This window comes from Streptomyces sp. NPDC107765, from assembly GCF_055657085.1.
The window spans coordinates 53,391-68,130 of sequence record NZ_JBVKBL010000023.1 but is presented as its reverse complement, the minus strand read 5'-3'; the positions used below and the strand labels follow the sequence as shown (position 1 = coordinate 68,130).

Sequence of the window (14,740 nt, the reverse complement as noted above, 5' to 3'; positions counted from 1 at the left end):
TCTTCTTCTGTGACGCGAGTGCAACTGACAGAAACCGAGTGGGAGTTCATCGGGCCGTACCTGCCAATTGGTGAGTACGGTCCGTATCCCGAGCGGTTGCGGCAGCAGTTCGAGGGTGTGCTCTGGCGGTTCAAGACGCGCGGGCAGTGGCGGGAAATGCCGGAGGAGTTCGGTGCCTGGTCGACCGTTCATAATCGCTTCCGGCAGTGGCGTGACTCCGGCGTCTTCGAGGCCTTGTTGGAGGGCCTGATCTCGGAAGCGGCGAAGCGGGGTGAGGTGGACCTGTCCCTGGTCAGCATCGACTCCACCACCGCTCGTGCTCACCACGACGCGGCCGGGATGCACCTGGACAAGGACGTCCTCGGCGCACTGGAGAAGGCTGCCGCCGAGGCGGAGAAGGTCAGGTGAAAAGGGCCAGCCTCGAAGAACAAGCTCGAAGAACAAGATGGGCAGGACGTCGGGATCGATCCGGAGCGTGAGGAGCGACGACACATCCAGTGCCGGCGAAAACTCCGGCTGAAGGCCGCTCTCCTGGGACGCTCCAGGGGCGGGCAGACCAGCAAGGTTCACCTGGCCGCCGACCGCAAGTGCCGCCCGCTGGCGTTCCTGCTGACCGCGGGCCAGGCCGCGGACAGCTCGCAGTTCATCCCCGTGCTGGGGAAGATACGGGTCCGCGGCCCCGTCGGCCGCCCCCGCACCCGGCCCGGCGCAGTTGCCGGCGACAGGGCCTACTCCTCCCGCGGCAACCGGGCCCACCTGCGGAAACGCCGCATCAAGGCAGTGATCCCGGAGAAGCGAGACCAGGCCTCCAACCGGAAGAAAAAAGGCTCCAGGGGCGGTCAACCCGTCAGCCACGACGCAGCCCTCTACAAGGAGAGGAACACCGTCGAACGCCTGATCAACAAGCTCAAGGCCTGGCGAGGCATCGCCACCCGATACGACAAGACCCCGGACAGCTACCTCGCCGGCCTCCAGCTACGAGCCTCGATGATCTGGATCAAAGACCTCACCCGAACCACCAATTGATCACAACTCGATACGCGCCCTAGCTGGATTGGTACAACTACCACCGACCCCACACCGGAATCAGCGGCCCACCGCCAGCAGCGTCACCCGGCATAGGGTGGCGGACGCGGGCCGGGACGCCGTGGCGGGATGTCCCGGAGCGGTACGGCCCCTGGGCCCGGGTGTACGACCTGTTCCGCCGTTGGCAGCGCGACGGGAGTGGTACCGGATCTTCATCGAGCTGCAGGCGCGGGCCGACGCCAAGGGCCTGATCACCTGGGACCTCAACGTGGACCCACCGTCTGCCGGGCACACCAGCACGCCGCCGGGGCGAGGGAAAAAAGGGGACTTGCAAAAGGAGCCGCCCGGCGGTCTCGCCACCGAGCCGGACGACCACGGCCTCGGACGCTCGCGAGGCGGCCTGACCACCAAGCTCCACCTGGCCGTCACCCGCGGGCAGATTCGGTTCTCCCGCACGCAGGGCATCAGCGTGTGGCAATGGGCTTGGACGTCAGTCCAGATCGTTGATCGGGATCCGGTGGAACCCGATCGCCTTCGGATCCTTCACGCCAGCTGAGAGAACACGGAGGTCCGACTGCTCAGAGCCGTCCGAACTGGAGGCTGTCTTCGAACTTCGATCTCAGCGGCGCTTTCTGTACCTCAACTCCTCACCTCGCTATCCCAGACGCTCGGCCCAGTCCTCCGGGACTCGTCCGGCGGGGCCGGGGGTGGGCTGATCGGCCGGGTGGCTTTCAGGGGGAGCCAGGGGTGGGCCCGAGACGTACGTCTCCGAGGTCTCGTAGTTGTAGAACCAGGTTTCGCCCGGTTCGAAGCTGCGGATCAACGGGTGCCCGGTGGCCCGTGAGTGTGCCGTCGCGTGCTTGGCGGGGGAGTCGTCGCAACAGCCGATGTGGCCGCACTGTGCGCAGCGTCGCAGGTGGAACCACCAGCCGCCGTCCGCGTCGCACTCGGCGCAGCCGGTTCCGCTGGGTGGGACCGAGGGGTCGATTCCGTCGGGAGAACTCATGACGGCTCCTGTGGGGGATGGGGGTCGGAGGAGGCCAGCGGGAGGCGTACTTGGAAGCGCGTGTCGCCGGGGACGGAGTGGAACCGCAGGTCACCCCTGTGTTTGTTGACGACGATGCGCCATGAGATGTCCAGGCCGAGACCTGTGCCCTCACCCACCGGTTTGGTGGTGAAGAAGGGGTCGAAGATGCGATCGCGGAACTCCGCGGGGATTCCTGGACCGGTGTCGCAGAATTCGACGAGCAGGTGGTCGCCATCACGCGCGGTTCGTACGGTCAACGTGCCGTCGGCTCCGGTGCTGTTCATCGCCGAGACGGCGTTGTCGATGAGATTCGTCCATACCTGGTTGAGCTCGCTGGGATAGGCCGGGATGTTCGGCAGGCTGCGGTCGTAGTCCTTGACGACGGTGATGTGCGGGCCGATCTTCGCGGAGACCATCAGCAGGGTGCTGTCGAGCAGTTCATGCACATTCGCGACCTGGTGGGGCGCTCGATCGAGTTGTGAGTACTGTTTGGCCGCGGTGACGAGGGCCGAGACGCGAGTGGTCGACTCCTCGATCTCGTTCATCAACAACTCGGTTTCCACGGTGTAGTTGAGCCACCGCACGGCACCTTCGAGGGTGTCCGCGTCCACCGCCGCGGCGACCTGGTCCAGCCAGTCGGTGTCGAGACCGGCCTGTACGAAGGTCGGCGCGAGCTGCCATCCGTCCCCGATGCCATGGTCGTCCAGCCAGTCGGAGAGGGCGTCCTCCCGGTCCGAGGCTTCCAAGGGGCTCAGGTCGGTGGCCTTGGCGACGCGTTCGGCCGTGCGTTCTTGGACGTCGATGAGTGTCTCCAGGCTGTCCCGCCGGTACGGGCGTGCCGCGATGATGCCGAGCTTGTGGCGCATCCCGGCAACCCGCTCGCGGAGCGCGGAGGTTGCGCGCACGGCAGCGGCAGCGGGGTTGTTCAGCTCATGGGTCAGCCCGGCGGACAACGACCCGAGAGCCAGCAGCCGTTCTCGCTGGCCGACGGCCTCCTGAGCGCTCTTGGCGCCGAAGAAGAGGCCTTCGAGCAGATGCACGGCCATGGGAAACCACTCGCGCATGATCGCGGCGAAGGTTTCCGCGGGCAGCACGAAGAAGCGGGTGGGCTCGATGACCCGCAGGGAGCTGTTGTAGACCTGCCGCAGGCGGTCGCCCAGGTATGCCTGGAAGGCTCCCGCGTACACTCCGCGGCTGGAGCTCCGGGTGATCTCCACGTCGTAGTCCCCGATCCGGCGCGAGAGAACGATGGTCCCTTCGAGCAGCACGTAGAAGCACGTGGCATCGTCGCCCTCGCCGTAGACGGGCCCGGGTGCGAACTCCTCCACGCGGCCTTCGCGGCAGAGCCGTGCGATCTGGTCCGGGGCCAGCTTCTCGAACAGGAACAGCGAGCTGAGTTCGTCCTGGCTGCACGGCAGCGGCCCGCCGTTCATGACTGCTCCAGATATCGGTGGGCGAGCATGACCGCCATGGCTCCCTCTCCCACTGCGGAAGCGACACGCTTGGCAGACTCGGCGCGGGCGTCCCCGGCCACGAACACGCCCGGGACGTTCGTCTCCAAGTGGTAGGGCGGCCGGTCCAACTCCCAACCGGCCGGCGGGCGCCCGTCGGCGGTCAGATCGGGGCCGGCCAGGATGAACCCGCGGGAGTCCCGGAGCACCGTGCCCTCCAGCCAGTCGGTCAGCGGGGCTGCGCCGATGAAGACGAACAGCCATTGGGCGTCGACGAGTTCGGTGTTGCCGGTCGCGGTGTCGCGCAGGGTGATCTGTTCCAGTTGACGCGAGCCGTGGGCGGCGTCGACCACGGTGTTGGTGCGCACGGAGATCGTGGGTGTCTCGTCCACCTGCTGGATGAGGTAGTGCGACATCGACGTGGCCAAGGACGACTTACGCACCAGTATGGTGACCGAGTTGGCGCTCCGGGCCAGGTATATCGCGGCCTGGCCGGCGGAGTTCGCGCCGCCGACGATGAACACGTCATGGCCCTGGCACGCGGCTGCTTCGGTCAGGGCCGAGCCGTAGAACACTCCGCAGCCGGTCAACTCGGCCACGCGGGGTGCGTCCAGTTGCCGGTACGACACACCGGTCGCGAGAATCACGGAGTGCGCGGCGACGGCGGAGCCGTCCGAGAACCGGACGACGCGCGACGCGCCATTGATCTCCAGCCCGGTGACCTCGCACGCGGTCAGTATCTCGGCACCGAACTTCGCCGCCTGACGTCGAGCACGGTCGGTGAGCTGTGCGCCGGAGACTCCGTCCGGAAAACCGAGGTAGTTCTCGATGCGCGAGCTCTGGCCCGCCTGGCCTCCGGTCGCGGAGCGTTCCACGAGGACGGTCCGCAGGCCCTCGGAGGCCCCGTACACCGCCGCACCCAGACCGGCTGGTCCGCCGCCGATGATGACGAGGTCGTAGACGTCGGTTGCCGGGGTGGTCGCCAGGCCGACCCGCATGGCGAGCTCCCGGTCCTCGGGCTCGATGAGGGCCGTACCGTCCGGAGTGATCACCAGCGGGAGCCGCAGGCCCTCCTGGCCCGCGGCGCACAGCAGCCGCCGGCCTTCCGGATCGTCGGACGAGTACCAGCGGTACGGCACCTGGTTGCGGGCCAAGAACTCCCGTACGGCCGACGAACGCGCCGACCAGCGGTGTCCGACGACCTTGGTGAGCGTCACCGGCCGGTGGTCGGTGACCCGCCAGGCCGACAAGAGATCGTCGATGACGGGGTAGAGCTTCTCCTCGGGCGGCTCCCAGGGCTTGAGGAGGTAGTGGTCGAGGTCGACGACATTGATCGCGTCGATGGCCGCGTTGGTGTCCGCGTAGGCGGTCAGCAGGACTCGCCGGGCGTCGGGGTAGACGTCGAGAGCCTGCTCCAGGAACTCGATGCCGTTCATGCTCGGCATCCGGTAGTCGGCCACGATCACCGCGACGGCGCCGCCGCGCAGCTTCAGCTCGTGCAGGGCGTCAAGAGCGGACTCGCCGGACTCCGCGCGTACGATCCGGTACGAGGCACCGTAGCGTCGCCGCAGATCGCGGGCGACGGCGCGCGAAACGCCCGGGTCGTCGTCCACGGTCAGGATGACGGTCCGCGCCGGACTGGCGGCCTGATCCATAGGCATCCCGTCCCGGGTCGATCGCCCTTCGGCACCGCCTTGACGTGCCTGTGTGGCACTCCAGGGCGGGCAATGTCCATCCTATGGGCGATCGTCATCCTTGGCCGTGCAAGAAGAGAGCGGGTCGATGTCGATTGCTCCGGGGGGTCCAGGCGCGCGGCATTGCCGGGCACCATGCCAGCAGGGCCGATCAGCAGCCTGGCGCCGCACCCGCATCGCGTGCCTCAGCAGCGGCCGGCCCGTGCCTTCGGCCCACCAGACCGTCGAAGTCGCGCGGTGACGGCAGTACCAGCACCGACCGCCGCCGCCAGCCGTCGGACGGGCCTCGGTGATCTCGTACAGGCGGTGCGGTCCTTGCTGGCGGATGCTGTGGACGGGGTGACGTGGGTGGAGACGGCGCGGGCGTCCAGATGTCCTGCGGCCGGGCTGTGCAACGGCAGATCTTTGGGAGGACGCGCACATGTGCCCCTCCGATGCCGCGTGCCTGTCCCACGGCTCGTGTCACAGGCACTTAAATATCGGAGCGTGACTACACAGCCGCAGCGCTTCACGATCTTGTTGGTCCCCGAACACGTTGAGGACAGAGGCGGTGCCTCCGTGGAGGACTCAGCCGTGCGATCGGCGGTCGTCGAGGCGACGGGCGAGACGGGCGCCTCGGGCTACCCCCGCTACGCCGGGCACGGGATTGTGGCCGACATCGACCCCAGTGCGCGCACGGTCGAGGCGATGCTCGTCGACGGTGCAGAGCTGGACTACGGGCTGACCGCCTTGGTCACCTCCTGACCGCGGCGGCGTCAGCGAGCTGCTTGTTGTCAACAAGCTGCTCGTCGTGACACCGGCGCAGGTCGAGCGGTAGGGGCTGCCGACGGCTCCGCAAGAACCGGAGGGCTACGTCTTTCACGGCACCGTGACCGTCGCAGCCCTTCGCCTCTGACGTTGTGCAGGACCCGCCAGACAGAACCTAGGCGGGCCGGGCGAAGCGTTCTTTGAGGGCACCTAGGTGTATTGACCTGGAGCGTTGTTCACACGGCTGATGGGTGGCTTGCCGCCGAGTGCGGTGTGGCAGCGGTTGTGGTTGTAGGTGTGGAGGAAGTCTGGCAGGGCTTCGGTGCGTTCGGTGTTGGTGGTGTAGGGCCGGAGGTAGGCCCATTCGTCGAGCAGGGTGCGGTTGAAGCGTTCGACTTTGCCGTTGGTCTGTGGCCGGTAGGGCCGGATGCGCTTGTGGGTGATGCCGGCCGCGGCGAGGGCCGCCCCCAGTCACGGATGCGGCCATGAACACCGGCTCCTACGACCAATTCGCCACCGGTTACTACCTGAGCCGCAAGATGATGGAATGGGTCTGGGACGCCTACACGGCCGACCCGAACCAACGCGCGGAGATCACCGCGTCGCCCAACCACGCCACCATCGAACAGCTCTCCGGACTGCCGCCCGCCCTGCTGATCGTCGACGAGGCCGACGTGCTACGCGGTGAGGGCGAGGCGTACGCCGCCAAGCTCCGAGCAGCCGGCGTTCCGGTCACCACAGTGCGCTACGACGGCACGGTCCACGACTTCATGATGCTCAACTCGCTGAGTCACTCCAAAGCAGCCCGCGGAGCCATCGACCAGGCAACGGCGTTCCTGCGCAAGGCCCTTGGAACGGCCCAGGCCTAACTGATCGTTTCAGAACGCAAGGCGTAGTGCGCCACCGCCCCGCCCGCTCGATCGAGTCTCCAGTTCCCCGACCCGCGCCATTACCGTTCCCCACCTGCGGATGCGCTGCGCGCCCTGTCCCCAGGTCCGCAGTCTCCCCGCTCAGGACGTGCTGAGCATCCCCGAAGGCGTGCCGTTCCCGCTCGACCGTTTCTCTGAAGCCATCGCACTCGCCGAAGCACCCGCACATGGCGCAAAACCGTTCTTCGTCTTCGAAGACGGCCGGGACGAAGACAGGTAGGACGTGGGCCGGCCACACGCCAACGCCGAGCACGTGCAGCCACTGAGGCCACCTGCGCAAAACGGAGGCAGGGGCGACAGCAGGGCGAGATCGATGCTGCCCGCCCCCAGAGCGCGCGCCCGTGCCGGAGTGCCTCCTTCGCGGCTGACCACCTCTGAGAGCCGGCGGACTTCTGCCCTCAGGCCTCTGCACGTTCGTGAAGCCACGACGCGGCCAAAGCCGTCCACATCGAGGCGTCCCCCGAGTCTTCGGCCAACCCCAGACTGTGCGGCCCGTGCGCGAACACATGTACAGCATGGGGTATCTCGTGGGCCGCAAGTGCCGTGGCGAAGCGGTAGGTGTGCTGGGGAGGGACGTAGATGTCCTCCGCGGTGTGCCACATGAAGAACGGCGGCGACTCACGCGTCACCAAGGCGTCCAGGGACGTCGAACGCCGCAGCTCCGCGCCGGCATCCTCCCCCAACAGGATCAGCCTGGCGGGACGGTAGGTTTCCGTCTCCATCGACGTGATGGCATATCCGAGGACCACGAACTGCACGCCCTCCTCCGCCTCGGCAGCAGGCGTGAGGGCCGCGAGGCCAGCCAGGTGACCACCGGCGGAGAACCCCATCAGTCCGATGCGGTCCGCGCCACTCGCGCGGCGACGCCGGATCTCGGCACGGAGGGCATGAAGCGGTATCGGGTGCCTGACGTTGAGTGGATAGCGGAAGACACTCGCCGCTATCCCAAGTCCGCTGAGCCAGTCGACGATCGGGTCGGCTTCGTGCACCGCATGCTCGGCGTATCCCCCGCCCGGGAGGACGATCACGTGCATTCCTGGCACCGCGGTCCCTCTCTTCGGTCAGCTCTCGGCCGGTTACGGCTCAAGCGCCCAGCAGGGTGTCCTGGCTCGGCTCCCACGTACGACGGCTGTCGACTTCCATCTTCCCCGCACTTGCGGCATTGCGCCCGTGCCGACAGAGCCGTCTGGCAATTCGTAGAGTTGCGCAGGTGGCCGCTCCCAGCGGTCGCTTCGAGGCCTCCGAGCTGGAGGCACCGCAGTCGACGGGGCGCTCCCGTCTGTCCACGACGCCGCGACACGGCTCCCTCGTCCAGTGGCTCTCTCGACCACCGCCTTCGTGCCATTGCTCTGCGCACGGAGCTGGAGTGCCATCGGAACAGTGGCAGCTCACGACGCAGGATTCAGAAACCCGTTGACTCCGGCATTCACTTGCCCAGCCCACTTCTGCAACCTGGCTGGAGTGCGTGGCCGCGCCTGCCGGTGCGGAGAGCTGAACACTCAGGTGCCGTAGGACTCACGGAAGGCATGAACACCATGGCAGCATTTCCGGCACCCGGCTCTCGGCGCCGAATACGTCGCACACACGTCATCGCGGCTGGGTGCGTCACGGCCCTGTGCACGTCCGTGGCGGTCCCTGGCGCGGCGGACGGGGGCGCGACCGTGACCAAATCCACCATCGTGCTGGTGCACGGGGCGTTCGCGGACGCCTCCAGCTGGAACGGGGTCGTCGAGCGGCTCGAACGTCGTGGTTACGCCGTCATAGCCCCCGCCAACCCGCTACGCGGGCTGTACAACGACTCCACCTACATCGCCTCCATACTGGAGAGCATCAAGGGCCCGATCGTGCTGGTGGGCCACTCGTACGGCGGCTCCCTGATCAGCTCGGCCGCCGCGGGCAACCCTCGGGTGAAGTCCCTGGTGTACGTATCAGCACTCATGCCCGACGTGGGCGAAAGCGGCATGTCCCTGGCCGCCAGGTTCCCCAGCGAAATCGGCACTGCCACGAAGTCCGTTCCCTACCGGGCCGGCGGCGTCAACGGGACCGACCTCTACCTCAAGCCCGACAGGCTCCATCAAGTGTTCGCCGCCGACCTGCCGGAGAGCACCACAAGGCTGATGGCAGTGACCCAGCGGCCCGCGGCCACAACCGCTTTCTCGGAGAAGGCCAAAGCAGCGGCCTGGAGACACATCCCGTCATGGTTCCTCGTCGCGAAGCAGGACAAGACCATCAACCCCGACCAGGAACGCTTCGAGGCACAGCGCGCGGGTTCACACACGGTGGAGATCGACTCCTCCCACGTGGCCATGATCTCGCACCCCGAAGCGGTCACCGACCTCGTCCTCCAAGCCGCCACTGCGGCCGATTCCGTCCGGCCCTCCCTGCCTGCCACGGGGGCTGCTCATGACGCCCGGGCCGAGACCGCACTCACCGGCATCGCTGCCGCCTCGCTGATTGCGGGCACCGGAGCACTCCTCCTGAGCCGCCGACTGAGACGCTCCACGCGCTGACGAGGCCCCAGGGGGGCATCCCGCAGCAAGAGCCACTGCCCGAGGAGACGCCGAGGAGCTAGGCGATCGAGGTGATGGAGCGACAGTCAGCAGCTTGCCGAACAGGCCGGTCACACGGCGGCTTCCCCACCACCGCCATGACGCCCGTGGACCATGGCTTCGTCAACGAGCCCCCGCGAACGCGCCCTGCGCCCAGTCGGCGAAGCCGGTCCAGGGGATCTCCGGATGAGCGTCGTGCAGTGCGGGAATGTCGACTCGATAGCCAGGTCCGTTCAGAAACGTCCACATCGCGTGCATGTCCGGATTACTGATCGCCGTCAGCGGTACTTGCTCATGGCGGACCTCCCGGCCCAGCACCGCGCTGAGTGCGGCCGCCATCTGCACCGGAGTGGGCGCATCGCCGGCCAGCTCGATCCGCCGCCCGACGTAGGGGGCGGGGTTGAGCAGGACTTCCGCCGCGAACGCACCGAGGTCGGGGCGCGCCAACTGCTGCAACGGCAGGTCGGGCGGCAGCGGCAGATCGAGAATGCCGCTGCGGATGCGCTCCGCACCGCCCAGAGCATTGTCGAAGAAGTACGTCGGCCCCAGGATCGTGTAAGGCACCTCCCCGGAGGCCAGCTCGGCTTCGACGCGCGCCTTGCTGTCGAAATGAGGTACCCCGCTGTGCTGGTCGGCCCCGGCCACCGAGCTGAAAACGAGGTGGGGCACGCCCTCCTGCCTGGCGGCAGCCAGGATCGTCCGCCCCTGGGCCACCTCCGCGTCCGGGCCTTCCTCGAAGGGAGTGGTGAACGCGAAGACGCCCGCCACCCCTCGCATCGCCGCGGCGAGCGACCCGCGATCGCTCAGGGATCCCGCCACCACTTCGACGCCCTTGTCGGCGAGTTCCCGTGCGTTTCTCTGCTGGGGGTCACGCACCAGAGCCCGGAGGGGGGCCTCGCGGCCCAGCAGTGCGTCGGTCACGGCCCCGCCCTGCCCTCCGGTCGCGGCAAGCACCAGGATCGGCTCATTGACCATCGAAGAGCTTCCTTCCTTGTGGGCAGGCGCGGCAGTGGATCAACGCACCGGTCTCACCGTAGCCATCCGCCTCGCGCGGCAAGCCGAGCCACGCGGCGCGCCCGCTCGTTGTCACGGCTGTGAGAACGTCCGTCCATCAACTGCGCGGTGTGTGGCGCGATCCGGGCCGCCTCGAAGTCGACCCCGGCGCGACGCCTCTCGTAAGTGCCACCACGGACCTCGTACCCGCACTGCTCCTCTCGACCGGAGCCGCACCGCGGATGCGCGTAGCACCGCGCCTCAACCGACTCGTCGGTCGTTCAGCCGCCCTGGCCCCGCCCCTGCGCCTGGGCCTCGTGCCGGGTCTCGCCCTGTAGATCAGCCACGCGACGGAACGCCTCCTTGAAGGTGGCGTACTCCTGCGCACCCAAGGCAATGGCGTGCCGGTCCTCGATCGTGCGCATGATGGAGGCCGCGGCCTCCATCTGGAGCAGGCCGCGTTCGGTGGGGCAGATCAGTTTGGCGCGGCGGTCCGCGGGGTCGGGTCTGCGCTCGACGTAGCCCAGGCGTTCGAGGTCGTCGACGAGGGTGCCGATGACCTGCTTGTGCTGGCCGGAGGCGCGGGCGAGTTCGCTGGCCCGGATGCCGTCGGTACGCAGGTACGCGAGGACGGCACCGGTGCGGGGCTGGATGTCGTCGAACCCCTGCTCGGCGAGCGCGGTGAACAGCTCACGCTGAACGGAGAAGAGGACCCGGGCGGCAAGCACACCGAGGTCCGGTTCCGCGGTTTCGTGGCCGCTCATCGCCCCTCCCGTCCCGGTTTTCGTCCGCCATTGTGTGGGTCACCAGCGATTTTATCCATCCGCCCTAGGGGCACGTGGATCCCGGCGACCCGCCAGGGTACGGCGCTTGCGCTCCTGAAAGCCGAGGTATACGTTGAAAAAAGTCACCTATATTGACTATCAAGATTAGTGACTAGCGCGCTGTGGCTCTACCCCGAAGGAGCGGATGATGAGCGAGCACGGCAAGTTCCTGGAGTCGATTACCCGGGAGAACGCCGCAGTGGTGCTGGTCGACCACCAGGTCGGCCTGCTGTCCGGCGTCCGGGACATCGCGGTCGGTGAGCTGAAGCACAACGTGGTGGCCATGGCGCGGGCGGCGACCGTGCTGGGGCTCCCGCTGGTCGTCACCACTACCGCGGCGGACAGTATGTGGGGTCCTACGACCCCTGAGCTGGTCCAGGCCCTGCCGACCGGACACAAGATCATCGACCGCAGCACGGTCAATGCCTGGAACGACGAGCGGGTCCGCAAGGCCATCGAGACCACCGGCCGACGGAAGCTGATCTTCGCCGGAGTGTCTCTCGAAGTGTGCGCGGCACTTCCCGCGATCTCCGCGACGGCCGCCGGGTACGACGCGTACGTCGCCGTGGACGCCTCCGGCACCTTCAACCAGACCAAGCGCGAGGCAGGCCTGCTGCGCATGCAGCAGGCCGGTGTCATCGTGAGCGACTACGCCACTCTCCTGGTCGAGGCACTCGCCGACAATGCCCTCCCGGAGGCCGGCGACCTCTATGCCGCCCTCGACATGCCGTTCGCTGTCCTGGTCGGCCAGATCTCCGCGGCCTACCGGGCCTAGAAGCTCGTTCCGGTCGGCAGCACGGCGTGGGCGATGCCGGTGAGGTCGCCCTGTGCGACCAGGACCTCCTGCCGGTCCGATCCGTCAAGGCCGGCCACGTAGATGCTGCCGCCCAGGTCGGTCACGTACATGCGCCCGCCGTCAGTCGAGGGCGATACCGATGCCTTCGTGCCGCTCCGGACCGCTGCCCATGCGACCGCGCAGGCCGGTCTGGCGGCCGACTGCGGCCAGTGCCGTGCCGGTCTGGCGACTCGATGTTCTCGGCAAGAAGGACACCTGAGGGGAGCCCGGTTTGAACCGGACCTGGACCTCACCTCGTCGGCTTCGACAGCGCGGCCCTGCCGCGTGCGCGCTCTCGCCGACCTCATGCCTGAGGTCGTCCCATTTCGCTGTTCATCTTGTCCCGACTGGTCGCCAGAAGCTCTTGTGTCTGCCGCTCGATCTCTTCAGGATCCAGTCCCAGGGCGCGTCCCAGGTTCGTTGACCAGACCTCTGAGCGCACGCTGGCTTCGAAGTTGAGATCGGCGCGGATGGTGTCTCGTGCGGCCTGGCGATTCTGGCTGACCATGACGAATGTCGACAGGAAGATCGCCTCGAGACTGACGATCATGGTGAGCAGCCCGAATGGGAAGGGATCAAAGACCGCGGCCGGTCCGAAGATCCCCTCGTTGATCATGATCCAGCCGGCGAACCACACCAGGTGCACGTAGACGAAGCGCATCGATCCCGCGAAGGCGGTGATCGTGTCCGCAATGTGGTCCTGCACACCGCGCCCATGGGCGAAGAGTTCCTGCTCATGCGGGAGGCGGACGACGGGGTGCGGCCATTGGCCCCCTGCCGGACCGCCGCGATGCGACGTCATGCCGTCATACTGCATGCGCCGCAGGCGCCGGCCAGGCAAGAGCGCGCCCCTCGGCGCGTTGATACCCCCGGCCGGCGGACCGGGATTCCGCCGTCGACTCGTGCTCATCGGGGTGGGCAGTCCGTGCCGTGCCGATGCGGCTGCTGACCGCGAAGACCTATGGGGGAGCGCAGGCCGTGTCCGTGCTCACCGGGACTCGCGACCGCCTGGTGCCGTGGCAGGGATGTACCGCGAGGATCTGCGTCTGGACGCGGTGCAGCACATCGAGGACCGCCTGGGGATGGTCACCCCGCTCGATCCGTGCGCGCACCGAGTCGAGTGTGGCGAGACATGACAGCGGGACCTTCCGGCCTGCCTGTCAGGTCCTGGCGCATCGACCCCCACGCGGTGCGCGAAGAGGGCGTAGGCCAGAACGTGCCGATCCGACTGGGGATTCTCCATGCGCTCTGAGACCTTCGAAGCACCCTCGGCCGGTGCCACGTCAGGCAGCGTGCGGTGACTTTTTCAGCTGGCCCTTCCGGCTGATGCACCAGTCGTTCCTGGAAGCTGCCTACACAACAGCCTCAAGTGCACCGTTGAGCCAACTGCCTGAAGTACGTGCGTGGTGTCCACGCACCGTTGCCGGAAAGCAGGACTCTCAGGGCGGGCACTATTCGTTGCGTGCCCATCGTCCCGGCCACTCTCACCGGCCGGCGACCCTGTGCCCGCCCCACCCCGGGGCGCCATCGGCACAGGGCCGACGACAGCCTTAGTACTGCAACGGTGTTTGTGCTGATGGCTGGGCAGTTCTATGGGCTGTGTCCGCGTCGTGTGTAGTGACTGATGCGGGCTTGGTGTTGTCGCTTTCGGCGCCAGTGTGACCAGTGAAGGATGTGGTCGACGGGTGGGGGTTGGCGGTTGGTAGGCGGGTGATCAGTCGTCTGATCTCGGCGAGGCTGAGGTGGATGAACTGGGAGGATCCGTTTCTGCTTTCCCGGTATCGAGTTCACGGGCCCGCAGGACGGTCAGGCAGGCGTGTGCGGCCATGGCCAGGGTGATGTGGTGGTGCCAGCCCGGGTAGCGGCGTACCTGGTAGTCGTCCAGGCCGCACTCCTGCTTCGCGGTCTGGAAGCATTCCTCGACGGCCCAATGGCTGCCGGCGATATGGATCAACTCGTCCAGGGTGGTGCCGGCCGGGCAGTAGGCGACGTAGTAGGAGATCTCCTCGGGCCGCCTGACGCTGCGACGGGCAACGACCCAGTGTCGGCGGTCCTCACAGTGCCAGGGACGGTGTGCGACACAGGGTTGATCCAGTACAGTATGCGCGCATTACTAATCTATTGCGCAAAATGCCCGCTTTCCGCAAATCTGCCGCCCTGCCCAGGAGCGATGACATGCCGAACCAGAGCCTCGTCCCGGAGGCAACACTCACCTTGCGGGTCAACGGGACGACCACGCAGGTGACGTGCGATGCGCGCACGACCCTCCTCGACCTCCTGCGCGAGCGGCTTCGGCTGACCGGGACGAAAAAGGGATGCAACCGGGGCGAGTGCGGCGCCTGCACCGTCCACCTCGACGGGCGTCGGGTCAACGCCTGCATGGTGCTGGCCGCAAGCGCCGACGACTGCGAGGTGACAACCGTCGAGGGGCTCGCCCGGGACGGTGAACTACACCCTGTCCAGCAGGCCTTCATCGACGCGGACGCCTTCCAGTGCGGGTTCTGCACACCTGGTCAGATCATGTCGGCCGTCGGCTGCATTCAGGAGGGCCGTATCGGGTCGAACGAGGAGATCCGTGAATGGATGAGCGGGAACATCTGCCGTTGTTCCGCATACCCGCAGATCACCGCCGCCGTCGAGGCAGCAGCCGGAAAGGGGCGGTGAC

The 14,740-nt window shown here is 67.4% G+C and carries 15 protein-coding genes and 5 pseudogenes; 9 read left to right on the top strand and 11 right to left on the bottom strand.

Translation table 11 applies throughout. The features are described from left to right. Positions 1-9 precede the first annotated feature (9 nt). The 3 genes and pseudogenes from ACZ7MX_RS36775 to ACZ7MX_RS36765 all read left to right on the top strand — a co-directional run. Positions 10-1,026, top strand: a pseudogene (locus ACZ7MX_RS36775) (IS5 family transposase). A 23-nt stretch (positions 1,027-1,049) separates the two neighbouring features. Next, complete coding sequence (locus tag ACZ7MX_RS36770) at positions 1,050-1,277, top strand: transposase (protein WP_472138763.1); 228 nt, start codon at positions 1,050-1,052, stop codon at positions 1,275-1,277. 176 nt (positions 1,278-1,453) lie between these two features. Next, a pseudogene (locus ACZ7MX_RS36765) lies at positions 1,454-1,582 on the top strand (ABC transporter substrate-binding protein); the annotation flags it as partial. 99 nt (positions 1,583-1,681) lie between these two features. Here ACZ7MX_RS36765 and ACZ7MX_RS36760 read toward each other — a convergent pair. Genes ACZ7MX_RS36760 through ACZ7MX_RS36750 form a run of 3 tightly spaced genes read right to left on the bottom strand, consistent with a single transcriptional unit; the run spans position 1,682 to position 5,159 of the window. After that, positions 1,682-2,032: a UBP-type zinc finger domain-containing protein gene (locus ACZ7MX_RS36760; protein WP_472138670.1), complete on the bottom strand. Its 351-nt coding sequence runs from the start codon at positions 2,030-2,032 to the stop codon at positions 1,682-1,684. After that, positions 2,029-3,486 carry an ATP-binding protein gene (locus ACZ7MX_RS36755; RefSeq protein WP_472138668.1) on the bottom strand — a complete coding sequence of 486 codons (1,458 nt, stop codon included), beginning with the start codon at positions 3,484-3,486 and terminating at the stop codon, positions 2,029-2,031. The genes ACZ7MX_RS36760 and ACZ7MX_RS36755 overlap by 4 nt, the downstream gene beginning before the upstream one ends. After that, complete coding sequence (locus ACZ7MX_RS36750) at positions 3,483-5,159, bottom strand: NAD(P)/FAD-dependent oxidoreductase (RefSeq protein WP_472138761.1); 1,677 nt, start codon at positions 5,157-5,159, stop codon at positions 3,483-3,485. The genes ACZ7MX_RS36755 and ACZ7MX_RS36750 overlap by 4 nt, the downstream gene beginning before the upstream one ends. Before the next feature lie 525 nt (positions 5,160-5,684). Between ACZ7MX_RS36750 and ACZ7MX_RS36745 the strand changes: the two genes are divergently transcribed. Further along, on the top strand, positions 5,685-5,942 hold the full coding sequence (locus tag ACZ7MX_RS36745; RefSeq protein WP_472138667.1) for a hypothetical protein: 258 nt from the start codon (positions 5,685-5,687) through the stop codon (positions 5,940-5,942). Positions 5,943-6,155: 213 nt separating this feature from the next. Here the strand turns inward: ACZ7MX_RS36745 and ACZ7MX_RS36740 are convergent. Further along, a pseudogene (locus tag ACZ7MX_RS36740) lies at positions 6,156-6,401 on the bottom strand (integrase core domain-containing protein); the annotation flags it as partial. Positions 6,402-6,412: 11 nt separating this feature from the next. Between ACZ7MX_RS36740 and ACZ7MX_RS36735 the strand changes: the two are divergent. Together ACZ7MX_RS36735 and ACZ7MX_RS36730 are read left to right on the top strand one after the other, a co-directional pair. Next, positions 6,413-6,814: pseudogene (locus tag ACZ7MX_RS36735) on the top strand (alpha/beta hydrolase fold domain-containing protein); the annotation flags it as partial. Positions 6,815-6,962: 148 nt separating this feature from the next. Further along, entirely contained in the window at positions 6,963-7,094 is a 132-nt protein-coding gene (locus ACZ7MX_RS36730) for a hypothetical protein (protein WP_472138666.1), read from the top strand. 178 nt (positions 7,095-7,272) lie between these two features. Here the strand turns inward: ACZ7MX_RS36730 and ACZ7MX_RS36725 are convergent, their stop codons facing one another. Next, a complete protein-coding gene (locus ACZ7MX_RS36725) occupies positions 7,273-7,908 on the bottom strand; it encodes an alpha/beta hydrolase (protein ID WP_472138664.1) in 636 nt (211 codons plus the stop codon). A 501-nt stretch (positions 7,909-8,409) separates the two neighbouring features. On the opposite strand from ACZ7MX_RS36725, the gene ACZ7MX_RS36720 reads away from it, so the two are divergent. Beyond that, the gene (locus ACZ7MX_RS36720; RefSeq protein ID WP_472138663.1) at positions 8,410-9,384 is read left to right on the top strand and encodes an alpha/beta fold hydrolase; all 975 of its coding nucleotides are present in this window, start codon (positions 8,410-8,412) and stop codon (positions 9,382-9,384) included. Positions 9,385-9,546: 162 nt separating this feature from the next. Here ACZ7MX_RS36720 and ACZ7MX_RS36715 read toward each other — a convergent pair whose 3' ends face one another. Together ACZ7MX_RS36715 and ACZ7MX_RS36710 are read right to left on the bottom strand one after the other, a co-directional pair. Then, positions 9,547-10,398 carry an NmrA/HSCARG family protein gene (locus tag ACZ7MX_RS36715; protein WP_472138661.1) on the bottom strand — a complete coding sequence of 284 codons (852 nt, stop codon included), beginning with the start codon at positions 10,396-10,398 and terminating at the stop codon, positions 9,547-9,549. A gap of 299 nt (positions 10,399-10,697) precedes the next feature. Then, a complete protein-coding gene (locus ACZ7MX_RS36710) occupies positions 10,698-11,180 on the bottom strand; it encodes a MarR family winged helix-turn-helix transcriptional regulator (protein ID WP_472138659.1) in 483 nt (160 codons plus the stop codon). Between the two features lie 208 nt (positions 11,181-11,388). Here ACZ7MX_RS36710 and ACZ7MX_RS36705 point away from each other — a divergent pair, with 208 nt between their 5' ends. Next, complete coding sequence (locus tag ACZ7MX_RS36705; protein WP_472138657.1) at positions 11,389-12,015, top strand: isochorismatase family protein; 627 nt, start codon at positions 11,389-11,391, stop codon at positions 12,013-12,015. Here the strand turns inward: ACZ7MX_RS36705 and ACZ7MX_RS36700 are convergent. From ACZ7MX_RS36700 to ACZ7MX_RS36685, 4 genes and pseudogenes are all read right to left on the bottom strand, one after another. Further along, positions 12,012-12,146 (bottom strand): hypothetical protein, encoded by a 135-nt coding sequence (locus ACZ7MX_RS36700; protein WP_472138655.1) that lies wholly within the window; start codon positions 12,144-12,146, stop codon positions 12,012-12,014. The genes ACZ7MX_RS36705 and ACZ7MX_RS36700 overlap by 4 nt on opposite strands. Before the next feature lie 10 nt (positions 12,147-12,156). Next, positions 12,157-12,282 carry a hypothetical protein gene (locus tag ACZ7MX_RS36695; protein WP_472138653.1) on the bottom strand — a complete coding sequence of 42 codons (126 nt, stop codon included), beginning with the start codon at positions 12,280-12,282 and terminating at the stop codon, positions 12,157-12,159. Positions 12,283-12,379: 97 nt separating this feature from the next. Further along, on the bottom strand, positions 12,380-12,877 hold the full coding sequence (locus ACZ7MX_RS36690) for a DUF1003 domain-containing protein (protein ID WP_472138652.1): 498 nt from the start codon (positions 12,875-12,877) through the stop codon (positions 12,380-12,382). A 912-nt stretch (positions 12,878-13,789) separates the two neighbouring features. Beyond that, positions 13,790-14,155, bottom strand: a pseudogene (locus ACZ7MX_RS36685) (IS701 family transposase); the annotation flags it as partial. A gap of 95 nt (positions 14,156-14,250) precedes the next feature. On the opposite strand from ACZ7MX_RS36685, the gene ACZ7MX_RS36680 reads away from it, so the two are divergent. Further along, complete coding sequence (locus ACZ7MX_RS36680) at positions 14,251-14,739, top strand: (2Fe-2S)-binding protein (protein ID WP_472138650.1); 489 nt, start codon at positions 14,251-14,253, stop codon at positions 14,737-14,739. Position 14,740: the final 1 nt, after the last annotated feature.

Excerpts from the sequence above, each read along its gene's own strand:
- ACZ7MX_RS36760 (WP_472138670.1), bottom strand. The coding sequence starts at position 2,032 with ATGAGTTCTCCCGACGGAATCGACCCCTCGGTCCCACCCAGCGGAACC.
- ACZ7MX_RS36755 (WP_472138668.1), bottom strand. The coding sequence starts at position 3,486 with ATGAACGGCGGGCCGCTGCCGTGCAGCCAGGACGAACTCAGCTCGCTG.
- ACZ7MX_RS36750 (WP_472138761.1), bottom strand. The coding sequence starts at position 5,159 with ATGGATCAGGCCGCCAGTCCGGCGCGGACCGTCATCCTGACCGTGGAC.
- ACZ7MX_RS36725 (WP_472138664.1), bottom strand. The coding sequence starts at position 7,908 with ATGCACGTGATCGTCCTCCCGGGCGGGGGATACGCCGAGCATGCGGTG.
- ACZ7MX_RS36720 (WP_472138663.1), top strand. The coding sequence starts at position 8,410 with ATGGCAGCATTTCCGGCACCCGGCTCTCGGCGCCGAATACGTCGCACA.
- ACZ7MX_RS36715 (WP_472138661.1), bottom strand. The coding sequence starts at position 10,398 with ATGGTCAATGAGCCGATCCTGGTGCTTGCCGCGACCGGAGGGCAGGGC.
- ACZ7MX_RS36710 (WP_472138659.1), bottom strand. The coding sequence starts at position 11,180 with ATGAGCGGCCACGAAACCGCGGAACCGGACCTCGGTGTGCTTGCCGCC.
- ACZ7MX_RS36705 (WP_472138657.1), top strand. The coding sequence starts at position 11,389 with ATGAGCGAGCACGGCAAGTTCCTGGAGTCGATTACCCGGGAGAACGCC.
- ACZ7MX_RS36700 (WP_472138655.1), bottom strand. The coding sequence starts at position 12,146 with ATGTACGTGACCGACCTGGGCGGCAGCATCTACGTGGCCGGCCTTGAC.
- ACZ7MX_RS36690 (WP_472138652.1), bottom strand. The coding sequence starts at position 12,877 with ATGACGTCGCATCGCGGCGGTCCGGCAGGGGGCCAATGGCCGCACCCC.
- ACZ7MX_RS36680 (WP_472138650.1), top strand. The coding sequence starts at position 14,251 with ATGCCGAACCAGAGCCTCGTCCCGGAGGCAACACTCACCTTGCGGGTC.